Origin of the sequence: Halococcus salifodinae DSM 8989 (genome assembly GCF_000336935.1) — an archaeon.
GTDB lineage: Archaea > Halobacteriota > Halobacteria > Halobacteriales > Halococcaceae > Halococcus > Halococcus salifodinae.
The window spans coordinates 1-24,701 of sequence record NZ_AOME01000013.1 but is presented as its reverse complement, the minus strand read 5'-3'; the positions used below and the strand labels follow the sequence as shown (position 1 = coordinate 24,701).

The window sequence follows — 24,701 nt, the reverse complement described above, 5'->3', positions numbered from 1 at the left end:
CGGTACTCACCCCGAGACGTTCCGGTCGCTCTCGGGCAGGCGACTCCCGTTCACGGCGTAGATCGTCACGTCGTCGGCACTGAACGCGACTGTGACGCCGGGAAGCCCATCGAACGGCCGGATATCACCGTAGCGATCGCGTTCGGCCGGCCCGACGTACACGTACTCCACGTCGTGCCGAGAGAGCAGTTCGGCTCGCCAGCCGTCCGAGCCGAGGTAGACGGTGTTGACTGCTCGGACGCGATCGACGTACGCCTCCCGGCTGCGGTACTGGATCTCGTGGGAGACACCGGCGATCGTCGGGAAGCCCGTGAGGCTCGACGCCGGACTGGCGCTCCAGTCGTAGACCGCGATACCGGGTGCGGCGACGATCGTCGGCCGGCCGGAACGGTCGTCGAGCCAGCGGATGGCGGCGACCTGATTAGGAATGTTCTCCTCGGCCGCGGCGAGGCCATCGAGCGTCGAGCCGCCGGTGTCGGGATCGTCGAAGTGGCCCTTGAGTGCAACCCCGCCGTAGACCGCAGTCGAGATCACGAGCAGCGCGGCGAGCACGGCACCGACTTGCTGGCGGCGACGGCTCCACGACCACTCGCCCCGCCCACGGACGAGCCGCGGGAGAAGGACCCCGGTCGCGCTCGCCCAGAGGATCCACGTCGGCATGTAGGTCTTGACGACGGTGTTGAACCGGCTGCCACCGCCCTCCCTGACGTACACGAGTTCGGCGAAAAGCACGAGCCCGAGGCCGGCGACCACGAGCACGCCCTCGTAGCCGACATCGCGATCGGTGGCGAGGGCGTACCAGCCCACGGCGAGCAGCGGGCCGAACAGCGCGAACGGCGCGAGCGGCGCCGGAGCGACCGCGACGAGGACGAGAAAGGCGAGCAGACCGGCGGTCACGACCGACGTCGCCACGCGGCCGCGGAGCCACGCGAACGAGGTGGCGACGAGCACCGCGAGGAACGCCCCGTGGACGAGCAGCAACGACCCGAGCGAACTGCGTGCGGCGGCTTCGAGGACGACGATGGGCGTGCTCGGGCGCGACCCCACCGGCCCGAGGAGGAAGGGGAGCGCGACGAGCACCCCGATGACCCCCGCACCGACCGTGATCCCCGTCGCCCCGATCGTCCGGGCGAGCGTGCCGCGCACCATGCTGCGAGACGTGTCGGACCCTGGGTTGCCGACGAACCGATCGACAGCCGTGGCCGTGATCGCCGGGAGCAGCGAGCGCAGTTCCGCATCGGCAAACGTCAGCGAGAGCCACAGCAGGCCGAGGACCGTCGGGAAACTCCACGTGTTGACGACGGCCATGAACCCGCCGACGATGGGAATCGCACCGAAGACCACCGCGCGACGACGGCGGACCGCGGTCGCGGGCGTGCGGTAGTAGGCGTAGCAGAGTCCCGCCACGACGAGCAGAAAGGGCGTACTCAGGAGGTAGGGCCGGATGTCGCCCCGCACGATCCCGAACAGCGGAAACGGGTCGTACGTCAGAGGAATGATCCGACTGGCGACCTTGTAGTTGTACCCCTGGGGGATCGGTTCGAGGACCCACTCGGTCACGAGCTGTGAGTGGGCCGCCGCGAACGCCGTCGCGGCCTCGTCGCGGATCGCCGCCGGAAGCCGCCGCACCAGCAACCGGATCGCAGTCGAGGGGTTGCTCGCACAGACCGTGAAAAAGACTGCCGTGACACCGGCGATGACGCGCTCACGGCGATCATACAGTCCGGTCGTGACACGACCGCCGGTCGAGCGCGAGTCGACGGCCGAGTCGGCGGTAGTGACCGAGTCGGCAGTGATGGCCGAATCCGGACCGGCCGACCCGTGTGAGGCAGACTGTGAGCCGATCGAATCGTCGCCGGATCGGCTGGCCGCGATCGAGCCCGCGAGTTCGTACGCTCCAGCCGCGAGCGTCCCGAAAAACACCGCCATCGAGAGATTGAATCCGAACCACGGATGAGTGCCCGTGAGTCGGGTCAACAGCGACGCGAGGAAGTGACCGCCGTAGTAGTAGATCAACGACTCCCCCGCAAACCAGAAGTCCTCCGGCGGTAGCTGCGGGGCACGGTACAGCGAGGCCACCAATCCGAAATCGAGGAACTTCTCGCCGCCGGGCGTGATTCCCGGCTCGACCGACCGCACGACGAGAACACCGAGGTAAACGACGGTGAACACCACGAGCGCCTCGGTAGCCGCCCGGCGGTCGATGGCGACGCCTGCTCGTACCGCGAGCACCGCCGCGACCGCGAGCGCCACGAGGCCAGCCCCGAGAGCCACCCACCCAAGCGCGAGGTGGCCGACCCAGAACGCGACGAGCGTCACGATCGTCAACGCGATGCCGAGCGAGAACCCTGCGCCGCGGCCTGGCAGCGTCGAGCAAAGCCACGCGGCGACCGGCAGGCCGAACAGCGCGAGCCCGACGACAGCCACCCACCACACCACGACGAGGCCGTACTCCATCCGTCCGAACGGTAACCGCAAGCCCGTAATACGCTTTTGCTTGCCGGGCCGACACCGCTCGAACGGGATCGGAACACCAACCCGGCTGGTAGCGTTCCCAACCCGTCCCGAGGGGTATATAGCGCAATTACAACGACTTAAGCCCGACTCGTAGGATGGTTCGTCCAGCATGGCACAGTCCGATGACGCATCCGGCGTCGAACGGGGCGAATCGTCGTTCAGGGAGTACGTCCTCGGCGTGCGAATCACGGAACACGTTTCGGCGACCGGCGAGGGGCCGCGCTATCGGTTCGAAGCGCCACACCACGACGGGATCACCTTCGACGATCCCGACCTCGCGGAGTTGTACGCCGCCGTCTACTTCGACGTGAACGGGTTCCAGGAGGAAGGAACGGGTGTGCGGGGCGTCCCACCGGCAATCATCCAGGCCGGTCGTGACACGCTCGCCGCGTATCTCCTCACCCAACCCGAGACGGACGTCAACTGGGTCGCGTCGTTCTACGGCGTGAAGCCCAGCAAAGTCGAGCGCTACACATCGTGGGTTCGCGAACGCGCCGCGGAGATACGGGCGGGAGCGGCGGAGCGCGGTATGGAGTGATCGTCTGCCCTCTCGAAGGAGACGACGGCTTCCGTCAACGGTGCACGATCACCACGGCTGCGATGGGGATTGGCCGAAGTCATCACACGTTGTGCTTTTGCGGAATGACTACCTGTTGAAATCGGCGTGCGAGATACAGAGGATCTATCTCGCATCTGGTCTCTGTCGCAATCTCATACCATGAGGTTATCGAGCCTGCAAGACATGAACTAAAGCTCTCGTAGGCGTTCGGCGGTCCTTACGATTGTAATTCGACGGTGGGTCCAAGAGTCGACGTAAGTCCTACTCGTTGCCGGCGTCGGTAGAGATACCACACACAGACAGCTAAGGGAACCAGCGTGAGGCAAAACGCTATGATGCCCTGCGTGTTTACTGGCATGGTCGTTGCTGGAACGGCTACTGCGTAGAAATCGGTGGTGGCGACCTGTGGGATGTTCGAGAAGGTGATGGCAGGAATCATCGCCAGAATCGGGGCGAGGCCGAGAATTCCGTAGTGTATTGGCTTTGGTTCCCACTCTCGGTCAGCGATCATTATGGCTTTCGCGTCTCGATACAGAAAGATAGCGAGCAGCGGGAAGGAAAACAAGAGGATGAAACCGGTGATGGCGGCAAGCACTTTCGTTACCAATATCAACGGCATCTGGAGCGAGGGGATGACTAACGTTCCGATGAGGTAGTAGAGGTAGCTTATTACGTAGAGGATGGGGAAGTACCATGACCGGCTTATCATACCGAGTGTCGGCGGTTCTCTCCTTCAGATAATATATCTGTTGTTTTGGCTATCGAACCCCCTCTGTCAGTAATAGCAAGAGGGTTGGTGCAAGATACGCGCCCTGTATCTCGCACGCTGGATCTCACAACTGCTGGGGAGGACTCGCGCAAAACTACGGAGCTCTCCGATGACCCCTATAAAACCGCTTAGAGGTTCATGTTGATCGTCTTGGTCTGGGAGTAGTGGTCGAGGGTGTCTTCGGCCTGCTCGCGCCCGATTCCCGACTGCTTGTACCCGCCGAAGGGCTGGCCTGCCGGGAAGTCGTTGTACTGGTTGACCCAGATGTTGCCCGCCTCGATGTCCCGAGCCGCCCGGTTCGCCTTCGAGAGGTCGTTCGTGATGACGCCCGCCGCGAGGCCGTAGTCGACGTCGTTGGCGCGCTCCATCATCTCGTCGTAGTCCGACCACGCGAACACTTCCTCGACCGGGCCGAAGATCTCCTCCTGGACGGGGTCGGAGTCGTGATCGATATCGTCGATGACGGTGGGGACGACGAAACAGCCGTCGGCGAGCGCGTCGCTCTCGGGCTGGGACCCACCAGTCACGATCCGCGCGCCGTCCTCGCGCGCCTGGTCGATGTACGAGAGCGTGCGTTCGACCTGTTCTTCGGAGACCTTCGGGCCGAGTCGCGTGTCCTTCGAGAGTGGGTCGCCCATCTGAAGTCCCTCAGCAGCCTCCACAAAGGCGTCCATGAACTCCTCGTAGATGTCCTCGTGGACGAACAGCCGGGTGCCCGCAGTGCAGCACTCACCAGTGTTATAGAACATCGCGATCATCATCACGCGGACCGCCTGCTGGATGTCGGCGTCGGGGAACACCACGACGGGGCTCTTCCCGCCGAGTTCGAGGGTCACATCCGAGACGTTCTCGGCGGCGGCCTTCATGACCTCCTTGCCGACGGCAGTCGAGCCCGTGAAGGAGACCTTTCGGACGTCCTCGTGTCCGGTGAGCGGTGCGCCCGCCTCAGCGCCGTAGCCCGTGACGATATTGACCACGCCATCCGGAACCACGTCGTCGATCTCGCGAACGAGTTCGAGTACGGAGAGCGGCGTCTCTTCGGCGGGTTTGAGTACCACCGTGTTCCCGGCCGCGAGCGCGGGCGCGAGCTTCCACGTCGCGATCAGCAGCGGGAAGTTCCACGGCACGACCGCGCCGACCACGCCGTAGGGCTCGCGGATCGTCTGGATCGACTTGCCCGATCTCGACGGCACGGTGTCGCCGCCGTGGGTTCGGGTCGCGCCGGCGAAGTACCGGAACTGGTCGGCGACGAGGGCGACGTCCGCGCGCGCCTCGCGAATGGGTTTGCCGTTATCGAGACTCTCGATTGTGGCCAGTTCGCTCCGTCGGTCTTCCACTCGATCCGCGATCTCGTTCAGCACGCGCTGGCGTTTCGTGGCGTCGGCCTCGGACCACTCCGTCTCGTAGGCCTCCCACGCCGCCTCGACAGCCCGATCGACGTCCTCGCTGTTGCCGGCCTGGGCCTCGGCGAGCACTTCGCCCGTCGTGGGATCGCGCGTCTCGAAGGTCTCGCCCGACGCGCTCGCGACGAACTCGCCGCCGATGTAGTGCTGTGCGGGTTCGTCGGGAATCAACTCCGCGCGCGCCTCGCGGTGGCGCTCCCGGATCTCGTCGCGGCTCTCCTCCGGCGTGCGTGCGTCGGTGGACATGCGTCCCGCAAGAGTTGCCGGAGCGTGAAAAACCGTTCTGATAGTCGTTCCCACGGCCGTCCCTCGTCGTCTGTCACGCACGCGAGATCTGTCTACCGACTTGGATCCCGATAACCCGATCACCACTCTATTTTCTCACTGTATCCCGCCAGTATAAAATAAAAAATGATTTGATTTCGCTGTTAGAGGTCCGAGACTGTCATGCGACGACGAACCTTTTTGACCGCACTGGGAGCGACAAGCGCTACGGCGCTCTCCGGAGCAGGCGCAGCGTCCTCCCAGGAACTGCTGGCAACCGACGGGACGATACGACCTCTCGCGTTCGACTCGACGGCGAGCCTTCTCGACGGGAACGAACGACCCCTGACCGACGACTCGCTGGTCGCAGTCTGGGCCGAATCCACCGCGTACAATGGCGACGCGGATGGGAACGGTGACGCCGTTTCGTACCCCGATGGAACACCGATTCCCCTCGTAGCGAGCGACGACGGGATCGTGGGTTTCGGTGCGCCGATCGGCCAGGACGATACCGACTTCAACTACGGTAACGAGGAGTTCCTGCTCAACGTTCTCGATGCCGAGGCTGACGGCCCGACCGTCGTCTTCGACGAGGGGCACGGGCAGTTCTACGACACCGAGAAATTCAGCGCGTTCATCGGCTACGCCGAAGCGAACGGGTACGAAATCGCCGCGACCACGGACATCGCTGCCGACCTCACAGGAGCCGATGCGGCGATCGTCACCTCGCCTTCGGAGGTCTTCTCGGCCGCCGAACGCGACGCGCTCGTGGCGTTCGTCGCAAACGGGGGCACACTGCTGCTGTTCGATCAGTCGGATTTCAATAACTTCGACGCGACGGCGAACCTCAATGCGATCGCCGAAGCCATCGGCACGGGCTTCCGGTTCAACGACGATCAGGTGTACGACCCCGAGAACAACCTCTACGCACCCTTCGTACCGTTGACCTCGAACTTCAACACCGCGTTCGACTACTTTGCCGACCGTGAGGGCCTCGGCTTCGAACTCGATCCCTCGAAGACCTACACCGTCGAAGTCGTCGAAGTCACCGACGGCGACACGGTCGATGTCCGTTTCGAAGGGGGTCAGGAGACGGCCATTCGGGTGCTCGGTATCGACACGCCCGAGACGGGGAGTGCGACCAGCACCGAGCGCGCCGAGGAGTGGGAAGGAATCGAATCGTACGACTATCTCGAAGCTGCGGGCAACGCGGCCACCGCGTTCGCGAGGGGTGAACTATCGCCCGGGCAGCGAGTCGACCTCAGCTTCGACGCGAACGAGCCAGCTCGCGACGAGTTCGGGCGCGTGCTCGGCTACCTCACGTACGACGCCGATGGTTCTGGGAGTCGCGAGACACTCTACAACCACCGGGTGATCGACGCAGGTCACGCCCGCGTGTACGATTCCGGGCTGGCACGCCACGACGAGTTCCTCGCCGCTGAACTCGACGCCCGAGAGACCGGCCGAAACGTGTGGTCCGCGAGCGATCCAGCGAACGCCGAGTCGATTCGGAACGATCCCGTCGAGGAGCTCTTCGTCCCGCGGGCAGCCGCCATCGAGAGCGCGAGTGGCGATCTGAGTGGTCGTGTGCCCGTGCGTGCCGAGGCCACTGCCTCGACGCCGAACGCACCGCTCATCGCGGTCGACGATGACGCCGGGATCGCGATGGTCGGATCACCGTTCGTCGATGAAGCCTACGAGATCGCCGAGGGGTATCCAGTCGAGACGAATGGCTACGGCAACTACGTCTTCCTGACGCACTTGCTGTCGCGGACCGCCGCCACCGCCGGCCGCGGGCCTCCTCTCCATGCTGGGCCACCCGATACCCCTGGCAACGGTGGACCACCGCCTCACGCGGGGCCGCCGGACCGTGCTGGACCGCCGGAGAGGAACGCTTCTGACGAGTACGGGGAAGCACCAGTGCTCATCGACGGTGGCCACGGTCAGTTCGCCGCGAGCTATGCGCTCTCGGCCGAGGATGCCGCCTACTATCTGCGGTATCTCGAAGGGGTCGATATCGCGTTCGAAGGGGTCAACCAACTCGCAACAGGCTTCGGAGCTGAGCTACTCGGCAACGGCCGAGCACTGCTGATTACTGCGCCCACCGAAGCCTACACCGAGACCGAACTCGATGCTGTCCGTACGTTCCGGAAAGACGGTGGTGCCGTCGTCCTGCTCGGTGGGGCTGTCCCCGAAGTAGCCCGGACGAATCTAAACACGATCGCCGAAGCTCTCGGTTCGGACCTCCGCCTTGGTGGTGCGGTGACCGACGGCACGAACAACCTGAATGGCAATCCATCGGTTCCGATCACGACGAACTTCGGGGACCGATTCAACCTGTTCGACACCTACACCAACGAGACAGAGTACGGAAACCGGAAGGCTGGTTCCGGTCGCAGTCATCGAAAGGGTAGACGAAACGACTCATAGTTACGGCGACAGGCGTTGCCTGTCCGGCGAGGTGCACTTCGCTCACCTCGCTGGCTCCCAACGTCTTCGTCGCTCGCGGCTCGCTTCGCTCACCGCTCGCAAAACGAGGCCACTCCTTACAGTCGCGACCTCGCTACGGACTCAGCCGCTGACGGTCTCGCGGGAACAGCACCGCCTCCCGGATGTTCGGCAGGTCAAGCATCGTCATGACGAGACGCTCGGCACCGATCGCCCAGCCGGCGTGGGGCGGCATCCCGTACTTGAACATCTTGGTGTAGTACTCGAACGCCTCGGGGTCGAGCCCCTGCTGTTCGAATCCCTCGACGAGGTGGTCGTAGCGGTGCTCACGCTGGCCGCCCGAGACGAGCTCCATGTTCGGAGCCATCATGTCGAACCCCGTCGAAATATCCTGTCCGTCGTGATCCTTGATGTAGAACGGTTTGATCTCGCTCGGCCAGTCGGTCACGAAGTAGTGGCCGCCGACGTCGCTGCCGAGCGCCTTCTCGCCCTCGGTCGGGAGGTCGTCGCCCCACACCAGCTGCTCGTCGAGCTCGCCGGTGGCGTTGATCCGCTCGATCGCCTCCTCGTAGGTCAGTCGCGGGAACGCTTCCGCGGGAACCGAAAAGTCGTCGTAGCCGAGGGTGTCGAGCTGGTCGGTGCAGTTCTCGGCGACGCCTTCGTAGGCCGCGCGGACGACCTGCTCGCACGCGTCCATCGCCTCCTCGTGATCGATGAACGCCGACTCGAAGTCGATCGAGGTCGCCTCGTTGAGGTGGCGTGGCGTGTTGTGCTCCTCGGCTCGGAAGATCGGGCCGATCTCGGAGACGCGTTCGAGACCGCTGCCGACCATCAGCTGTTTGAACAGCTGCGGCGACTGGTTCATGAACGCTTCCTGCCCGAAGTAGGTGATCGGGAACAGTTCGGTCCCGCCTTCGGTGCCGGTGGCGACGATCTTCGGGGTGTTGATCTCGGTACAGTCGAGATCGCGGAACGCCTCGCGGGCCGCTCGAAGCACTTCGGCACGGATCTCGAAGATCGCGCGTGCCTCGCCACGTCGGAGGTCGAGCGTGCGGTTGTCGAGCCGCGTCGGAAGCTCGGCTCCGACTTTCTCGGAGGGATCGAGCGGGAGTTCGGGCTCGGCGGGCGCGATCACGTCGACCGTTTCGGGAACGATCTCGACGCCGGTCGGTGCGCGCTCTTCTTCTTCGACATCGCCGGTGACGGCGACCACGCTCTCGCGGGTGAGGTCGGTGCCGGCCTCGACGAGCTCCTCGTCCATCGCATCCTTCTCGAATTTGACCTGGATCTTCCCGGTGCGGTCCCGTACAATGAGAAAGGCGATCCCGCCGAGGTCGCGGATCTCGTGTGCCCAGCCCGCAACCGTCACCGACTCGCCCGGTGTGGCCGCGGCGGTGTGGGTTCGGTCCTGCATGGTGCGGAGTTTCGGAGCCGCGGTCTTAAACGCCGTCGGTTCGGTCGTAACCACCACGATTCGTCGCAGTCAGAAGTGTCTCGACGGCCGTTGCGAACGCCTCCTGTGAGTCGAAATCCATCTCCGTGGGGGCCTCCGGGATGGGAAGTGCGGCTCCGATGGTTCCGATAACCGCCCCGACCGCCCGCATGAACGGCGAATCGTCCTCGATGGCTGCCCACGACAGCTCGATGGTCATCTCACTTTCAGTTATGTGGATGCACTCGATACCAGCGATGGGATAACTCCCGTGTGTCGTGTATCTCTGGCGCTCTTCCCACGATTTCCCGGCGATGTCATCGGGATAGATGGAGAGATGGCCGTCAGTAATTTCGTACCATCGCTGCCCGTCGGTCCAGCGTCCGAGTGTTGCCAGCGGGACGAGAACCGCACCGCGCTCCTCGGCGAGCGTTCGCAGGTCGCGTTCGTAGTCCGGTCCGGCAACGGAGACGTTCACCCGCCCGTGTGTTCGATAGAGCCATGACTCGTCGGTATGGACCACGAACTCCCTCAATGGGACGTCGTTATCGAGTAGCGCCTCGGCCGCCGTCCGGCCATCAGGGAGCGACACGCGATAGGGGTCGCCGGCGAACGGTTCGTTGGACCACGACCGGGAATCGCTGTCAACGTGCTCAAAGCCGGCATGAGACGGTGATTCGACGCGCTCGGGGTCGAGTGCGACCGTCACTGCTGTGGCGTACTCCAGTGCGATTCTTGCGGCCGCGTTTCGGAGGGCGGTGCGACCCTCGGCACGACGCTGTTCGAGGAGATGGGTCTCCTCACGCTCCTCGGGTGGGCGCTCGTGCGGCTGTCTCGCTTCCTTGACCATCGGACTGTTCGTTTTTCCTGCTCACTCGATCGAAAGCTTCCCGCCCCCGCCAGCTCCCGACTCGCCTTCGTCCCATTCGATCTCGAACTCGACGCTCAACTCGTCCGGGCCGCTGCCGGTCTCGCGTTCGGCTTTGACCTCGAACGTCGGCCGGGCCGGCGGGGCGAGTGTCACGTGCTGGTCGCCGGCCTCAAGCCCGATCTCGTCGCCGCCGTCGAGTCGATCCGCCACCGTCCGCAGGTAGTTGGCGATCTCGCTCCGATCCATCGACTGCTCGGTCTCGAAAAGTACCTCCTCGGGCATACGCTTCCGTACGCGCCGATCGTATATGAATAGTTGTGTCGCTCGGCGTTCAGAAACCCTGCTCAGCGATCGGGTTCGATCCGCTCTTGACCGGCTTCTTTCGCCCCACGGACGGTCTCGCGGACGGCATCACAGCCCTCGTCGTGGACGAGATCGCCGACGATCACCGTGTCGGCGCGTCCGCCCATCTCGTGCGCGGTGTCGTAGTCGCCGATTCCGCCACCATAAAAGAGGGTGGCGTCGTCGAGCGCATCGCTCGCTGCGGTCACGACTTCGGGATCGCCGAACGTGCCCGAGTACTCGAGGTAGACGATCTCCTGGCCGAACAGCCGCTCGGCGATCGTGGCGTAGGCCGCGACTTCGTCGGCGTCGAGATCGCAGTTCGCCTGGGTGTACTCCGCCACCGACGAATCGGGGTTCAGCACGATGTACGCCTCGGTGTGAGTGCGGTCCCAGTCGATCTCGGTGTCCATCCGGGCCCACTCCTTGTGGACACCGGTCAGCCACGCGATATCGCCGGCATTGAACACGGTCGGAACCAGATACCCACTGAGCCCGTCGGTGTGGACCACGGTCCCCGGGTGGCTCGGCTCGATGTACACCGGCACGTCGTGCTCCCGGCCGGCGGCGGCACACGGCTCGATGACCTCGGTCATCTTTGCCTCGGTCATCCCGGTCGTGCCGCCGATCTCGATCGCGTCGGTCCCCGTCTCGCAGACGTCGGCGTAGCTCTCGCCGTCGACGAGGCTCTTGTCGGGGTCCAGCTTCACGATATGGTCCCACTCCGCCCACGGGGCACTCATACCATCCCAATTCCAGTGTGGCCTAAAACGTCTTCCGTAACGACGACGGGGCCGGTGGGGGAGAAACGCGGCTCAGTCCGCCTTCGCCTGCCACTTCCGAACGTTGTCGGCGCTCACGCCCTGGACCTCGGCGGCGAGTTGGTCGGCCTCGCCCTCCCGGAGATCGTCCAAACTGTCGATCCCGACGGCGGCGAGCTTCTCGGCGGTCTTTTCGCCCAGCCCGTCGAGGTCTTCGAGATCGGTGGCCGCCTGGCGCGCCTCGTACTCCCGGTAGTTACACACCGGGCAGCCGAGCTCCCACGGCTCGTCGCCCGAGTGGACCACGAGCTCCGGTAGATCGTGCTCTTCACAGTGCTCGTCGATGACCTCGATCTCGCCGCGGCGCGGGAGGGGTAAGGAATACTCGCAGTCCGGGTATCGGGTACAGCCCGCGAGGCGCGAGCCCGTCCGGAGCGATTTGATCGCGAGTTCGCCACTCTCCTCGTCGTCGCCCTCCCCATCGTCGCCCTCCTCACTGCCGCATTCCGGACACGCACCGATCACGCGATCCTCGGCCTCGTCGGCCTCTTTTGCGGCGCAGATCGGACAGCCGTGGGTAAACGTGTTCCGGCCGTCGAGCATCTTCACTTCTCGAAGTTCGTGCTCGTCGCAGGTTTCCTCCTGAATCACCGGTTTGCCCGACGAGGGCAACGGCAGGGTAAACTCACAGTCCGGATAACCGTCACAGCCGACGAAGTACGAACCGTGGCGGCTCCGACGGACGAGCAGCGCCGCCCCGCAGTCGGGACACGGCCCGAGAATTTTGTCGACCTTGAGGGAGTTCCGGAGGGAGTCACCGATCGCCTCGCGCGAGTCGTGGAGCTCCTCGAAAACGGTCGCGAGCATCTCGCGCGACTCGTCGGTCACGTCGTCGAGCGTCGCCTCCCCGGCGGCGATCGCGTCCATATCATCTTCGAGCTGTTCGGTCATCGCTTCGCTCACGACCTGTTCGGCGAAGCGCTTGCCCGCTTGGACAACCGCCTTCGCCAGCGTCGTCGGGCGCGGCGGGTCGTTCTCGATGTAGCCTCGGTCGTAGAGCTTCTCGATGGTGTTGTGGCGGGTCGCCTTCGTCCCGATCCCCATCGACTCCATCGTCTCGATCAGCCGCGACTGGCCGCGCCGGCGCGGCGGCTGCGTTTCCTTGGCCTCGCTTCGGACCTCACTCACCGGCAGCTTGTCACCCTCCTCGACGTCCGGCACGTGGTTCTCGGTGGAATCGACGTAGGGGTAGACCGCGTGATACCCCGCTTCCAGCAGGCGCTTACCGTTGGCCTTCAGTCGGTGGTCTCCGACTGCGGCGGTCACTCGGAGATGCTCCCACTCGGCTGGCTCGGCCACCGTGGCGAAGAAGCGCCGGACGACGAGTTCGTACACCGCGCGCTCGTCGTCGCCGAGTTCGGTGGCCGAGGGAAGTTCTCCCGTGGGGTGGATCGGCGGATGGTCGGTGGTCTCCTCGTCGCCCTCGGTGGGTGTCGGTTCGCCTTCCAGCAGCGTGTCGGCGTCGTCGCCGAACTCGGGGTGGTCGGTGAATTCCGAGAGCAGCTCCGCAACGTCGAGATCGTCGGGGTAGACGGTGTTGTCGGTTCGGGGGTAGGTGATGTAGCCTGCGGTGTAGAGGCTCTCGGCCAGGCTCATCGCGCGCTGGGCGGAGTAGCCGAGCGAGCTCGCGGCGCGGATGTACTGGGTGGTGTTGAACGGGGCCGGCGGGTCGTCAGTCCGTGTGCGTCGGCGGACTTCCTCGACTGCCGCTGTGCTCGCCCCGCGGAGGTCGTCGTAGACCGCTTCGGCCACGTCGCCATCCCAGACCCGCTCGGCCTCGCTGCCGTCGTCGTCGTAGAAGTACTGTGCCTCGAACGTCGCCTCGTTCTTGGTTAGGTCGCAGAACAGCTCCCAGTAGTCGTCGGGATCGAACGCCTCGATCTCGCGCTCGCGATCGACGATCAGCTTGAGGGTCGGCGACTGGACCCGCCCGACGCTGATGAAATCGCTGCCCATCTGTTTCGCCGACAGCGACAGAAAGCGGGTGAGTGCTGCGCCCCAGACGAGGTCGATCTCCTGGCGCGCCTCGCCAGCGGCTGCGAGATCGAAGTCGAGGTCGTCGAGGTTCTCGAACGCTTCTCGTACTTCGGGTTCGGCGAACGACGAGAACCGCGCCCGCCGGATCGGGGCGTCAGTCACCTCGCGCACGATGTCGTGGGCCTCCTTCCCGATGAGTTCGCCCTCGCGGTCGTAGTCGGTCGCGATGATGACGCCGTCGGCGTCCCGAGCGAGCAGCCGGAGGGTACTGACGATGTTCTCGCGGCTCTCGTGTGGCTCGACGACCACCTCGGCGTCGATGAGCTCGACGGGTTCGACGTCGCGCCAGTTCGAATACTCCGCCGGGAAGTCGTTCTCGACCACGTGGCCCGAGAGCCCCACGCACCGCCGGCCGCCCCACTTGTAGACGTTGACGCCGTTGCGCCGCTCGACGTCCGCGCTCTCGCCGCTCAGGATCTCGGCGATGTTTCGCGCCGCGGTCTCCTTCTCCGTGATGATCAGCTCCATCGAACGATCCCTCCCCCTCTCGTCATTGGGTCCGATAGGCCGATACGGCTTCTAAACCTTTCGCAAACCACGAGACTACGCGGGCGCGCTCGTACGCCTGTGCGGCCGCAGCGGCCGATCGGCCGGTTTCGCAGCGGCCGGTCGCTTGGATCACTCACCCGAGGTCGAACTGCTCAGCCGCGGTCGCCATGTCCTTGTCGCCGCGGCCGCTCAGGTTCACGAGGATCGTGTCGTGCTCGTCGGCGATCTCCTTCGTGAGCGCGAGCGCGTGGGCGGTTTCGAGCGCCGGGATGATCCCCTCGGTCTCGCTGAGCTCCCGGAACGCCGCGAGCGCGTCGTCGTCGGGAACCGCGCGGTACTCACACCGGCCGACGGCCTGGAACATCGCGTGCTCGGGGCCGACACCGGGGTAGTCGAGGCCCGCCGAGATCGAGTGAACCTCGGTGTCGTCGTCGAGTACCCGTGTTTCCATCCCGTGGAGCACGTCGTCGGTGCCCGCTGAGAGCGGCGCGGCGTGGCGCTTCGAGTCGCCGCCCTCGCCGCCGCCCTCCGCGCCGTAGAAGGCCACGGGATCGTCGCGGAAGGCGTCGAACAGTCCCATCGCGTTCGATCCGCCGCCGACACACGCCACCGCCGCGTCGGGGAGGTCGCCGGTTCGCTCCCGGAACTGCTCGCGGGCCTCGTCGCCGATGGTCGAGTGGAACTCTCGGACCATCCGCGGGAACGGGTCCGGCCCTACGACCGATCCCACCAGATAGTGGGTGTCGTCGACGTTCTGCGCGAAATCTTCGAGGGCGGCGTCGACTGCGTCCGCGAGGCCCGCCCCGCCGCGCGTCACTTCGTTGACTTCAGCGCCCATCAGCCGCATCCTGAAGACGTTCATCCGCTGGCGCTCGATGTCCTTCGTCCCCATGTAGATCTCGGTGTCCATGTCGAACAGCGCGCCCACCATCGCGGTCGCGGTGCCGTGCTGGCCCGCGCCAGTCTCGGCGATCAGTCGAGACTTGCCCGCCTTCTCCGCGAGCAGCGCCTGGCCGATCGCGTTGTTGATCTTGTGCGCACCGCCGTGGAGGAGGTCCTCGCGCTTGAGGTAGATCTCGGCCCCATAGCGCTCCGAGAGGCGCTCGGCGTGAAAGAGTGGCGTGGGTCGTCCTGCGAAGTTTTCGAGGATCGATCGGAACTCCGTCTGGAACTCGTCGGTGGTGGCGATCGAGTCGAACGCCCCGGCGAGCTCGTCGAGTGGCTCCACCATGACCTCGGGCACGTGTCGCCCGCCGAACCCCTCGAACTCGCCCGCGTGGTCCGCGTCGTCGTTGCTCATCGTACGCCATTCCTCGCCATTATCGTACAAAGAGATACCGGCTGTGCGATCCGTCGCTGGCGTCTCGCTCGCAGAACTCAGCCGTCGAGTTCGTCGCGGAGCAGTTGGTTCACCGTGCCCGGATCGGCGCTTCCTCCTGTGGCCCCCATGACCTGGCCCACGAGGAAGTTGAGCGCGCCGTCGTCGCCCGTGTGATAGTCCTCGACCGCACCCGGATTCTCGTCGATCGCTGTCCCGACAGCCCGTTCGATCTCGTCCTCGCCGGTGGCTCCGAGCCCCTCGCGCTCGATCACGTCGTCCGGGCTCAGTCCCTCGTCGAGCATCGCGCGCAACACGACCTCTTCGGCGTTCTTCTCGGTGATTTTACCCGTCTCGGCGAGCTCGACCAACCGGACGAACTCGTCGAGACGCCCCTCGATGTCCCCGATTTCCATGTCGCGGTAGTTGAGCTCCCCAAGAAGGGTGTCGGCGACCCACGACGCCGCGACGTCGGGATCGAAGCGGTCGGCCACCCGCTCGTAGAAATCCGCGACGTCGCGGGTGGAGGTGAGCTTTCGCGCGGCCGCCTGACTCAGCCCGTACTCCTCGCGGAACCGCTCGCGTCTGGCGTCGGGAAGCTCCGGAATCTCGATTTCGGTGGCCCGGTCGGCGACCTGGAGCACCGGGAGATCCGGCTCGGCGAAGTACCGATAGTCCTTCTCTTCTTCCTTCGAGCGCATCGAGACCGTCACGCCCCGCGACTCGTCCCAGTGGCGAGTCTCCTGTTCGATCGTCCGATCGCGCTGGAGCGCGTTGCGCTGGCGCGTGACCTCGTAGGCGAGCGCCTTCTCCGCGCCCTTGTGGCTCGAGATGTTCTTCACCTCCGTCCGGTTGGCCGCCGCGAGCGCCTCTTTCCCGATCGTGCCGTCGGCGGCGACTTCCTCGCCGGGCACGAGCGAGATGTTGGCGTCGACCCGGAGTGAGCCGTCCCGCGAACTGTCGAACACGTCGAGGTATTCGAGGACCTCCGTGAGCTTCGCGAGGAAGGCTCTGACCTCCTCGGGACCCCGGAAGTCGGGTTCGGTCACGATCTCCATCAGCGGGACGCCAGCGCGGTTGTAGTCGACGCGGGTGTACTCGGCGGTGTCGATCCCGCCGCTGCCGCCGGCGTGCTGGAGGCTGCCGGGGTCCTCTTCGAGGTGGGCGCGTTCGATCGCGATTTCCCGCTCGTCGTCCTCGATCGCGACGGTGAGTGCGCCGTTCTCGCAGAGCGGCGAGTCGTACTGGGTGATCTGGAAGTTCTTCGGGAGATCGGGGTAGTAGTAGTTCTTCCGGTGAAAACGGGTCGTTTCAGGCACGTCAGCGTCGATCGCGGCGGCGAGTTTGAGCCCGGCCTCGACCGCCGCCTCGTTCAGCACCGGGAGCGCGCCGGGCAGGCCGAGACACGTCGGACAGGTGTGTGAGTTGGGTTCGTCGTCCTCGAAATCCGTCCCGCAGCCACAGAATACCTTACTATCGGTTTCGAGCTGGACGTGGACTTCGAGCCCGATGACGACGGCGTGCTCGCGCGCCGCGGCGGCGTGGGCAGTCATTGTGCCCGTGTTCGTCCGCACCCGCTAAAACGTGACGCCATCGCCGTTCGACCCGATTCCACCACGTTTCGGGTCCGGAAATGACGGAAAGGCGACAAGCGTCTGACGCACGTTTATTGACGTGGGACGGGCTTTGAGAGGTATGTCGGGCAATCGCGTCGAGGAACTCGAAACGCGGGTCAACGAACTCAAGGCCACTGTCGATGGCCTCACCGAGGAGCTCGTCGAGACCAAGGATCGACTCCGCGAGCTCGAAGCCGACGATTCGGACGACTCCGAGGAGTACATCGAGGCCGGGGTCGGCACGACGCCCGAGACGGAAACCGATTCCTCCGAGGCAAGCGCCGTCGAGACCGCTGTCGAAGGAGATAAGCACACCGAAAACGAGGAGGAGAACACGACGGAGGCCGACGATATCATCGTCGCGTAACGCCCCCACGAGCACTCCATGAACATCAAGACGCTCGTCTTAGACAACTTCAAGAGTTTCGGCCGGAAGACCCGAATCCCCTTCTACGAGGATTTCACTACTGTCAGCGGCCCGAACGGCTCGGGCAAGTCGAACATCATCGACGCCGTGCTGTTCGCGCTCGGCCTCGCCCGTACGCGGGGCATCCGTGCACGCAAACTCACCGACTTGATCTACAACCCCGCCCACGACGAGGGCGACGGGGTCGGCGGCACGCGCGAGGCGAGCGTCGCGGTCGTCCTCGACAACGAGGATAGCACCCTCACCCGCGCCGAGGTCGAGAGCGCCGCCGGCACCGAGGACGTCGGCGACGTCGACGAGATCACCGTCAAACGCCGCGTCAAGCAGACCGAGGACAATTATTATTCCTACTACTACATCAACGGCCGCTCGGTGAACCTCGCCGACATTCAGGATCTGCTCGCCCAGGCCGGCGTCACCCCGGAGGGGTACAACGTCGTGATGCAGGGCGACGTCACGGGGATCATCAACATGACCGCGGGCGAGCGCCGCGAGATCATCGACGAGATCGCGGGCGTCGCCGCGTTCGACGCGAAGAAAGAAGACGCCTTCGAGGAGCTCGAAGTGGTCGAGGGCCGGATCGAGGAGGCCGAGCTCCGGATCGAGGAGAAGGAGGAACGACTCAACCAGTTGGAGGACGAGCGTGAGACCGCGCTCGAATATCAGGACCTCCGCGACGAGAAGGAAGAGTACGAGAGCTACCGGAAGGCCGCCGAGCTGGAGGAAAAACGCGAGGCGCTCGCCGACACCCGCGAAGAGATCGACGAGCGCGAAGAAAAGATCGCGGAGCTACGGCGCGAACTCGACGAGCGTGAGGGCCGCGTATCACGGCTCGAAACCGACCTCGACGATCTCAACACCGAAATCGAGCGGAAGGGTGAGGACGAGCAGCTCGCGATCAAACGGGAGATCGAGGAGGTCAAAGGCGAGATCGGGCGGCTGGAGGACAAGATCGAGACCGCCGAAGAGCGCATCGAAGATGCAGAAAACGAGCGCCGCCAGGCGTTCGTGGAGATCGACCGCAAGCAGGAGACCGTCGACGAACTCGAAAGCGATATTCGGCAGGTCAAAGTCGAGAAGTCCTCGATCGCGACCGAGATCGAGGACCTCGAAAACGATCTCGCCGAGGTCGAGAGCGAGATCGAGGCGACTGACACCGCGTACGACGAACTGAAGGCCGATCTCGCGGAGCAACGTGAGGCGCTCGAAGCCGAGAAGAGCGCAAAGAACGAGAAACAGCGCGAGCAGGACCGGCTGCTCGACGCCGCACGGCGGCGCTCGACCGAGCAGGACGAAACCGAGTCCGAACTCGACGAGGCGCGCGAGAAAATCCCCGCAATCGAGGCCGCAATCGAAGACATAGCGGACGAACGCGAGAAGGCCGCGACGAACGAGGCGAACATCGAGGACGTCGTTTCCGACCTCAAAACTGAAAAACGCGAGCGCAACGAGGATTTGGACGAGGTCGAGGAGGAGCTGCGGGCCGCCCAGCAGAAATACGCCGACCTCGAAGCCAAGACCGACGAGAGCGGCTCGTCGTACGGTCGAGCGGTTTCCACGGTGTTGAACGCCGACATGGATGGGGTACACGGCACGATCGCCCAGCTCGGCGGCGTCGATCCGGAGTACGCGACCGCGTGTGAGACGGCCGCCGGCGGGCGGCTGGCCCACGTCGTGGTCGACGACGACGGTGTGGGCGAAAGCGCGATCGACTATCTCAAATCCAGAAACGCGGGCCGAGCGACCTTCCTCCCGCTGACCGAGATGCACCAGCGCTCGCTGCCGCAACTGCCCGGCCAGGAGGGTGTGGTGGATTTCGCCGCGAACCTCGTCGACTATCCCACCGAGTACGCGGGCGTGTTCTCGTACGTTCTCGGGAGCACGCTCGTGGTCGAGGACATGGCGACCGCACGGGAGCTGATGGGCGACTATCGCCTGGTCACGCTGGAGGGCGAACTCGTCGAGAAGAGCGGCGCGATGACCGGCGGCTCGAAGAGCGGGTCGCGGTACTCCTTCGGATCGAGCGAGGGCCGGCTGAAACGGGTCGCGGATCGGGTGGCGGAGCTCGAAGAGGAGCGCCGCGAGGCGAAAGAGGCAGTACGCGACGTCGAAGAGCGGCTCGACGACGCGCGCGAACGGCGCTCCGCGGCCGCCGAGCAGGTGCGGGAGGTCGAGGCCGACATCGAGGCGAAAGAGCGCGAGCACGAGGAGGTCGAAGAGCGGATCGACTCGTTGGAGGACGAGATCGACGAGATCGAAACCGCTCGCGAGGAGGTCGACGAGGAGATGGGCGAGCTCGAAACCGCGATCGCCGATCACGACGATCGGATCGAGGGGATCGAGGACGAAATCGCCGATCTGGAGGGCGAACTCGCGGATTCGGACGTCCCGGAGCTCACCGAAGAGGCCGACGCGATCGAGACCGAGATCGACGACCGCGAGGACCGGATGGACGACCTCGACGGCCGGCTGAACGAACTCCAGCTGGAGAAGGAGTACGCCGAGGACTCGATCGACGATCTCCACGCGACGCTCGAAACCGCCCAAAATCGCAAGGCCGAGAACGAGGAACGGATCGAGGAACTCAAAGACGAGATCGACGGGTGCGAGGACACCCTCGACGAGAAGGAGGCCGCTGTCGCCGAGCTGGAGGAGGAACTCGCCGAGCTGAAAGAGGATCGTACCGAGTTGAAGGACGAACTTCAGGACGCACGGACAACCCGCGACGAACAGCAGGAGGTGGTTGACGAGGCCGAGACCGCTCTCGAAGACCGGCGTGAGACCGCCGAACGCCTCGACTGGGAGATCGATGAGCTCGCCGCGGCGGTCGGCGAGTACGACGCCGACGAGATTCCGGACCACGACGAGGTCGAGCGCGAGATCTCGCGGATCGAAGGGAAGATGGAGGAGCTAGAGCCGGTCAACATGCTCGCGATCGACGAGTACGACGCTGTCGAGGACGATCTCGCGGACCTCACCGGCAAGAAGGACACCCTGACCGACGAGCGCGACGGGATCGAGGAGCGGATCGAGTCCTACGAGGCTCAGAAGAAGGGGACGTTCATGGAGTCCTATGAAGCGATCAACGACCAGTTCGAGTCGATCTTCGAGCGGCTCTCGGCGGGGTCGGGGACGCTCCACTTGGAAGATCCCGAAGACCCCTTCGAGGGCGGGCTGACGATGAAGGCCCAGCCGGGCGACAAGCCGATTCAACGGTTGGACGCGATGAGCGGCGGCGAGAAATCACTCACCGCGCTCGCCTTTATCTTCGCGATCCAGCGCCACAACCCCGCGCCGTTCTACGCGCTCGACGAGATCGACGCCTTCCTCGACGCGGCCAACGCCGAGCGGGTGGGCGAGCTGGTCGACGAGCTCGCGAGCGAGGCCCAGTTCATCGTCGTCTCGCACCGCTCGGCGATGCTCGAACGCTCCGAGCGCGCGATCGGGGTCACGATGCAGGGCGACAACGTCTCGGCGGTGACGGGGATCGAGCTCGGAGCCCAGGAGGCCCCTGCGGATGACTGACACGCCCGATCCGCTGGCATCGGCGGGCGTCGGGTCGCCTGGCGACGCCGTGGACGATGCTGGCGACACCGGGACCGAAGCCGATGGCGATGCGGACGAATCCGAAGAAGTCGAGCCGGTCGAGCTGCTCGTCAGGCTGGCCGAGGAGGGTGAGATCGAGCCGTGGGACATCGACGTGGTGGAAGTCACCGATGCGTTCCTCTCGCGGCTCGACGCCGCCGACCTCCGAACCTCCGGCCGGGCGCTGTTCTACGCGAGCGTGCTCCTCCGGATGAAAAGCGACGCGCTGCTCGAACCCGACGAGCCGGAGCCCGACCCCGCGCCCGAGCCGTGGGAGGAGGCGTGGGGTCCGGAAGACGGAGCGGCAGACGGAGGCGAGTTCGGCCCGGACCCGGTGGCGGCGCTCGAAGACGAGATGGACCGCCGACTCGACCGGAAACAGGCCCGCGGCACCCCCGAGACGCTCGACGAACTCGTGCGGGAACTCCGGGAGGCAGAACGCGACTCGTGGTGGAAGGAGTCCCGAACCTACGACACCGACGGCTCGCCGAAGGGCTTTCAACGAGGTACTCAGACCCTCGAATACCGGTCAGGCGACGACCTCCGGGTCGACGACGAACCCACCGAAGCCGAGGTCACGGCCACGGCCCACACCGAGGACATCGAGACCATCATCGCGGACGTCCAGCGCGTTCTCCGCAAGCAGTACGACGCCGGGCGCGAGGAGGTGCTCTACGCCGAAATCGAGGAGGCGGGCGGGTCGCGCGTCGAAACCTTCCTCGCCGTGCTCTTTCTCTCACACCGGGGCCACGTCCGCCTCGAACAGGACGAACTGTTCGGCGACCTCTGGATCCAGAACCCGGCAGCCGACACCGGATCGACCGAAGCGATCGCGGACTGACTCGATCGCTCCCCGCTGTTCCACCCGGTTGGATCGTCGGCGAATCGAACACAGAGACACTTGACAACGCCGAGATCGACTAACGATAGCAACCGGCGAAAGAGTCATATCTCTTCGAGTTGTATGGTAACATTGGCCATGACGCCAGAACGAATCCGGGAGCGCCTGGCCGAAACCGAGGACAGGATCGATCTCGACCAATTCGTCGCGGCGATCGAATACGTCCGCGACGACGGTCGGTCGTGAATCGACGCGCCGACCGGGCCCCGACAGTCGATCCATCCCGATAGCGCGAATGCTGTCGCGCTCAGTCGAGATACTCGCCAGCGAGCAGGTCGACGCGCTCTTTCGTCTCATCGGGGATCACTTCGTTCGGGGTGTTGATCGTGCCCTCCAGCGCGTGTTCGCAGTCACAATCGCGCTCGTCGGGCAGCGTTCGGATCGCGTGTTCGAGAGTGGCGTTGATCGCTTCCTCGTTCGCGGCGGCGTTTTCGAGGACGTCGCCGAGACGGTCGTCGACTGCGCCTTTCCACACGCCCCAATCGGTGATTCCGGTGATGGTCGCATAGCACAGCTCGGCCTCGCGGGCGAGCTTCGCCTCCGGGACCGCGGTCATGCCGGCGAGATCCCAGCCCTGGTCGCGGAACCACTCCGACTCGGCCTTCGTCGAATACTGGGGACCCTCGATGCAGACGTAGGTGCCACCCTCGCGCGCGCCGTCGTCGGTGGCGGTGTCCGCGGATTCGGCGAGATGGGTGGCCATGTGGGGGCAGTACGGCTCGGCGAACTCCATGTGGACCACCATGCCGTCGCCGAAGAAGGTGTACGGCCGGTGTCGGGTGCGGTCGAACAGTTGGTCGGGAACCACGAGGGTTTGCGGCGGGAGGTCGTCACGGAGGCTTCCCACGGCGTTGGTCGCGAGCACCCGCTCGACGCCGAGCTGTTTGAGGGCGTGGACGTTCGCCCGATACGGCGCGTCGGTTGGCGAGAACTGGTGGTCGCGGCCGTGTCGCGGGAGGAAGGCGACCTCGGTGCCGTCCAGCTCGCCGACCGTGATCGGCGCGCTCGGATCGCCGAAGGGTGTCTCGATCTCCTCTTCATGAACGTTTTCGAGATCGAACGCCTCGTAGATCCCGCTGCCGCCGATGATGCCGATCATACATCGTTCGATCGCGTGTGCGCGGCTAAAACATGACGGGAAAAGGGCCATGACCTCTCCACCCCTCGATCGACCGTGGTTCGTGCCGACACTGACAGCCGATCCGATGCTGAACGTCCCAGCGACACCGGATACAGCGACGCCGCCGATCGCACTAGTGACGCCGATCCCCTGGCGCTGGCTGTGGACCTCCTCCGAGCGGTGCGCTACGGCGAGTCGACACGCCGATACGAGCGTGCGCTCCGCGACCTCCCACCAGCGGCGCTCCGAGACGCGCTCGCCACCGATGACCGCCGGCTCGCCTTCTGGCTCAACGTCTACAACGCCCACGTCCAGCTCCTGCTCGACGCCGCGCCCGAACAGTACGAGGACCGGCGACGGTTTTTCCGTGCGGAGGTGGTCGCGGTCGCAGGCCACGAACTGAGCCTCGACGACATCGAACACGGCCTCCTCCGGCGCTCACGACACTCGCTGGGCCTCGGCTACCTCCCGCGGCGAGCCGACGCGTTCGAACGCGCTCACCGCCTCGACAGTCGCGACTCGCGGATCCACTTCGCGCTCAACTGCGGGGCCGCGAGCTGTCCTCCGATCCTCGCGTACGACCACGAGACGATCGACGACCAGCTCGACACCGCGACGGCGGGGTTTCTGGAGACGGAAGTCGCGCACGATGCCGACCAGGGCGTGGTTCGCGTGCCGCGACACATGCTGTGGTATCACGGCGACTTCGGTGGCCGACGCGGGATCCGCTCGCTGCTCCGCGAACACGTAGTCATTCCTGGCGACGCGACGCCCGCGATCCGGTACCAGTCGTACGACTGGTCGCTCGCGCTCGGGCGATTCGCGGGCTCGCAATCGGACGGCTCAGACACACCACGCGAGTAGCTGAACGACGACGAGCGCCACCATCGCGGCGACGCTCGGGAACGGCACTCGACGCTCGGTGTAGCCTGTCGCCCCCCACACCGACACCGGCAAGACGACCAGGCTCGCCGCCGCGACGACGGCCGGAAGCACGCTGCCCGCCAGTACGGGCAGGGACCCGAACGCCAGGCAGACCGCCCCGACGTACAACAGCCTGAGCTGTCGCGGCGACCACCGCGTGACGAGCGTCCGCTTCCCGACGGCAGCGTCGGCATGGCGGTCGGGCCACTGGGTGGCCAGGAGGTTGGCGAACACGAGCAGGAAGAACGGGAGGCACGCGAGCAGCGTTCGCCAAACAGGGCCGTCGAGAACGGCCGCGCCGTACGCCGGAAGGACGAGACCGCCGAGCGCGGCGTTGTCGAGTTCGCCCCAACCGCGCCACGCGAGTCGGAGCGGCCCGACCGAATACTGCCAGCCGAACCAGGCGATGACCGTGAGCAGGGCGAGCGCAGGGTGAGAAAGAACGCCGAGAGTGGTCCCGGCCACCGCAGCGACCATTCCGATGGCGAGCGTCGCAATGCCAGCGTAGAGCGCGAGGTATTGAGAAAGGCCCGTCCGAGCGAGCGCGCCGCTTCCACCCGAAAACGGCGTTCGTTCGGTCAGTGCGTCGGTCTCGTGGTCGGCGTACTCGTTGGCGTAGTGGACGCTCGCGGCGACGGCGAGCAGCGCCGCGCCGCCGACCGCGAGCCTCACGACATCGAGTGACGCCCCACTCGACAGCGCGATCTTCGCGCCGAGCGCGTAGACGACGAGCACTAGGAGGAGCTGTGCGGGGCGGCTCATCTTCCAGCACGCCCAGAACTGCGCTCGGAGCCGCGAAGTCGTCAGTCGACGAGTCGCCACTCGTCGGTATCGGTGGGTTCGATCACGTCACGGCGG

The 24,701-nt window shown here is 65.3% G+C and carries 18 protein-coding genes; 6 read left to right on the top strand and 12 right to left on the bottom strand.

Features of this window, described 5'->3' with window-relative positions; translation table 11 throughout:
- Window positions 1-6: 6 nt before the first annotated feature.
- Window positions 7-2,457 carry a DUF2298 domain-containing protein gene (locus C450_RS01460; protein ID WP_005039122.1) on the bottom strand — a complete coding sequence of 817 codons (2,451 nt, stop codon included), beginning with the start codon at window positions 2,455-2,457 and terminating at the stop codon, window positions 7-9.
- A 169-nt stretch (window positions 2,458-2,626) separates the two neighbouring features.
- Between C450_RS01460 and C450_RS01455 the strand changes: the two genes are divergently transcribed.
- Window positions 2,627-3,055 carry a hypothetical protein gene (locus C450_RS01455; protein WP_005039120.1) on the top strand — a complete coding sequence of 143 codons (429 nt, stop codon included), beginning with the start codon at window positions 2,627-2,629 and terminating at the stop codon, window positions 3,053-3,055.
- Between the two features lie 238 nt (window positions 3,056-3,293).
- On the opposite strand, the gene C450_RS01450 is transcribed toward C450_RS01455, so the two are convergent.
- Entirely contained in the window at window positions 3,294-3,785 is a 492-nt protein-coding gene (locus tag C450_RS01450; RefSeq protein ID WP_005039118.1) for a hypothetical protein, read from the bottom strand.
- A gap of 188 nt (window positions 3,786-3,973) precedes the next feature.
- A complete protein-coding gene (locus C450_RS01445) occupies window positions 3,974-5,494 on the bottom strand; it encodes an aldehyde dehydrogenase family protein (RefSeq protein ID WP_005039114.1) in 1,521 nt (506 codons plus the stop codon).
- Window positions 5,495-5,695: 201 nt separating this feature from the next.
- On the opposite strand from C450_RS01445, the gene C450_RS01440 reads away from it, so the two are divergent.
- Window positions 5,696-7,942: a DUF4350 domain-containing protein gene (locus tag C450_RS01440; protein WP_005039112.1), complete on the top strand. Its 2,247-nt coding sequence runs from the start codon at window positions 5,696-5,698 to the stop codon at window positions 7,940-7,942.
- Between the two features lie 133 nt (window positions 7,943-8,075).
- On the opposite strand, the gene aspS is transcribed toward C450_RS01440, so the two are convergent.
- From aspS to gatB, 7 genes are all read right to left on the bottom strand, one after another.
- Window positions 8,076-9,374, bottom strand: coding sequence for an aspartate--tRNA(Asn) ligase (gene aspS / locus C450_RS01435; RefSeq protein ID WP_005039110.1), 1,299 nt, complete (start codon window positions 9,372-9,374; stop codon window positions 8,076-8,078).
- A gap of 25 nt (window positions 9,375-9,399) precedes the next feature.
- Window positions 9,400-10,242, bottom strand: a complete 843-nt coding sequence (locus C450_RS01430) for a hypothetical protein (RefSeq protein WP_005039107.1) — start codon at window positions 10,240-10,242, stop codon at window positions 9,400-9,402.
- 21 nt (window positions 10,243-10,263) lie between these two features.
- Complete coding sequence (locus C450_RS01425) at window positions 10,264-10,545, bottom strand: amphi-Trp domain-containing protein (protein ID WP_005039104.1); 282 nt, start codon at window positions 10,543-10,545, stop codon at window positions 10,264-10,266.
- Window positions 10,546-10,607: 62 nt separating this feature from the next.
- Window positions 10,608-11,348 carry a phosphoglycerol geranylgeranyltransferase gene (locus C450_RS01420; protein WP_005039102.1) on the bottom strand — a complete coding sequence of 247 codons (741 nt, stop codon included), beginning with the start codon at window positions 11,346-11,348 and terminating at the stop codon, window positions 10,608-10,610.
- Window positions 11,349-11,420: 72 nt separating this feature from the next.
- Complete coding sequence (locus C450_RS01415) at window positions 11,421-13,931, bottom strand: DNA topoisomerase I (protein WP_005039100.1); 2,511 nt, start codon at window positions 13,929-13,931, stop codon at window positions 11,421-11,423.
- A gap of 154 nt (window positions 13,932-14,085) precedes the next feature.
- The gene (gene trpB / locus C450_RS01410) at window positions 14,086-15,252 is read right to left on the bottom strand and encodes a tryptophan synthase subunit beta (protein WP_005039097.1); all 1,167 of its coding nucleotides are present in this window, start codon (window positions 15,250-15,252) and stop codon (window positions 14,086-14,088) included.
- Window positions 15,253-15,329: 77 nt separating this feature from the next.
- A complete protein-coding gene (gatB, locus tag C450_RS01405) occupies window positions 15,330-16,823 on the bottom strand; it encodes an Asp-tRNA(Asn)/Glu-tRNA(Gln) amidotransferase subunit GatB (RefSeq protein ID WP_005039094.1) in 1,494 nt (497 codons plus the stop codon).
- A gap of 142 nt (window positions 16,824-16,965) precedes the next feature.
- Between gatB and C450_RS01400 the strand changes: the two genes are divergently transcribed.
- From C450_RS01400 to C450_RS01390, 3 genes are read left to right on the top strand one after another with little or no spacing between them, the layout of a single operon-like run.
- Window positions 16,966-17,253: a DUF7518 family protein gene (locus C450_RS01400; RefSeq protein ID WP_005039092.1), complete on the top strand. Its 288-nt coding sequence runs from the start codon at window positions 16,966-16,968 to the stop codon at window positions 17,251-17,253.
- 18 nt (window positions 17,254-17,271) lie between these two features.
- On the top strand, window positions 17,272-20,838 hold the full coding sequence (smc, locus tag C450_RS01395; RefSeq protein WP_005039089.1) for a chromosome segregation protein SMC: 3,567 nt from the start codon (window positions 17,272-17,274) through the stop codon (window positions 20,836-20,838).
- Entirely contained in the window at window positions 20,831-21,739 is a 909-nt protein-coding gene (locus C450_RS01390) for a segregation and condensation protein A (RefSeq protein WP_005039086.1), read from the top strand. Before smc ends, C450_RS01390 begins: the two co-directional genes overlap by 8 nt.
- Window positions 21,740-22,046: 307 nt before the next feature.
- Here C450_RS01390 and mtnP read toward each other — a convergent pair whose 3' ends face one another.
- On the bottom strand, window positions 22,047-22,898 hold the full coding sequence (gene mtnP, locus C450_RS01385) for an S-methyl-5'-thioadenosine phosphorylase (RefSeq protein ID WP_005039082.1): 852 nt from the start codon (window positions 22,896-22,898) through the stop codon (window positions 22,047-22,049).
- A gap of 75 nt (window positions 22,899-22,973) precedes the next feature.
- On the opposite strand from mtnP, the gene C450_RS01380 reads away from it, so the two are divergent.
- Complete coding sequence (locus tag C450_RS01380; RefSeq protein WP_005039080.1) at window positions 22,974-23,783, top strand: DUF547 domain-containing protein; 810 nt, start codon at window positions 22,974-22,976, stop codon at window positions 23,781-23,783.
- Here the strand turns inward: C450_RS01380 and C450_RS01375 are convergent.
- Complete coding sequence (locus C450_RS01375; protein WP_005039078.1) at window positions 23,763-24,605, bottom strand: prenyltransferase; 843 nt, start codon at window positions 24,603-24,605, stop codon at window positions 23,763-23,765. The two genes, C450_RS01380 and C450_RS01375, sit on opposite strands and share 21 nt — an antisense overlap.
- Window positions 24,606-24,701 lie beyond the last annotated feature (96 nt).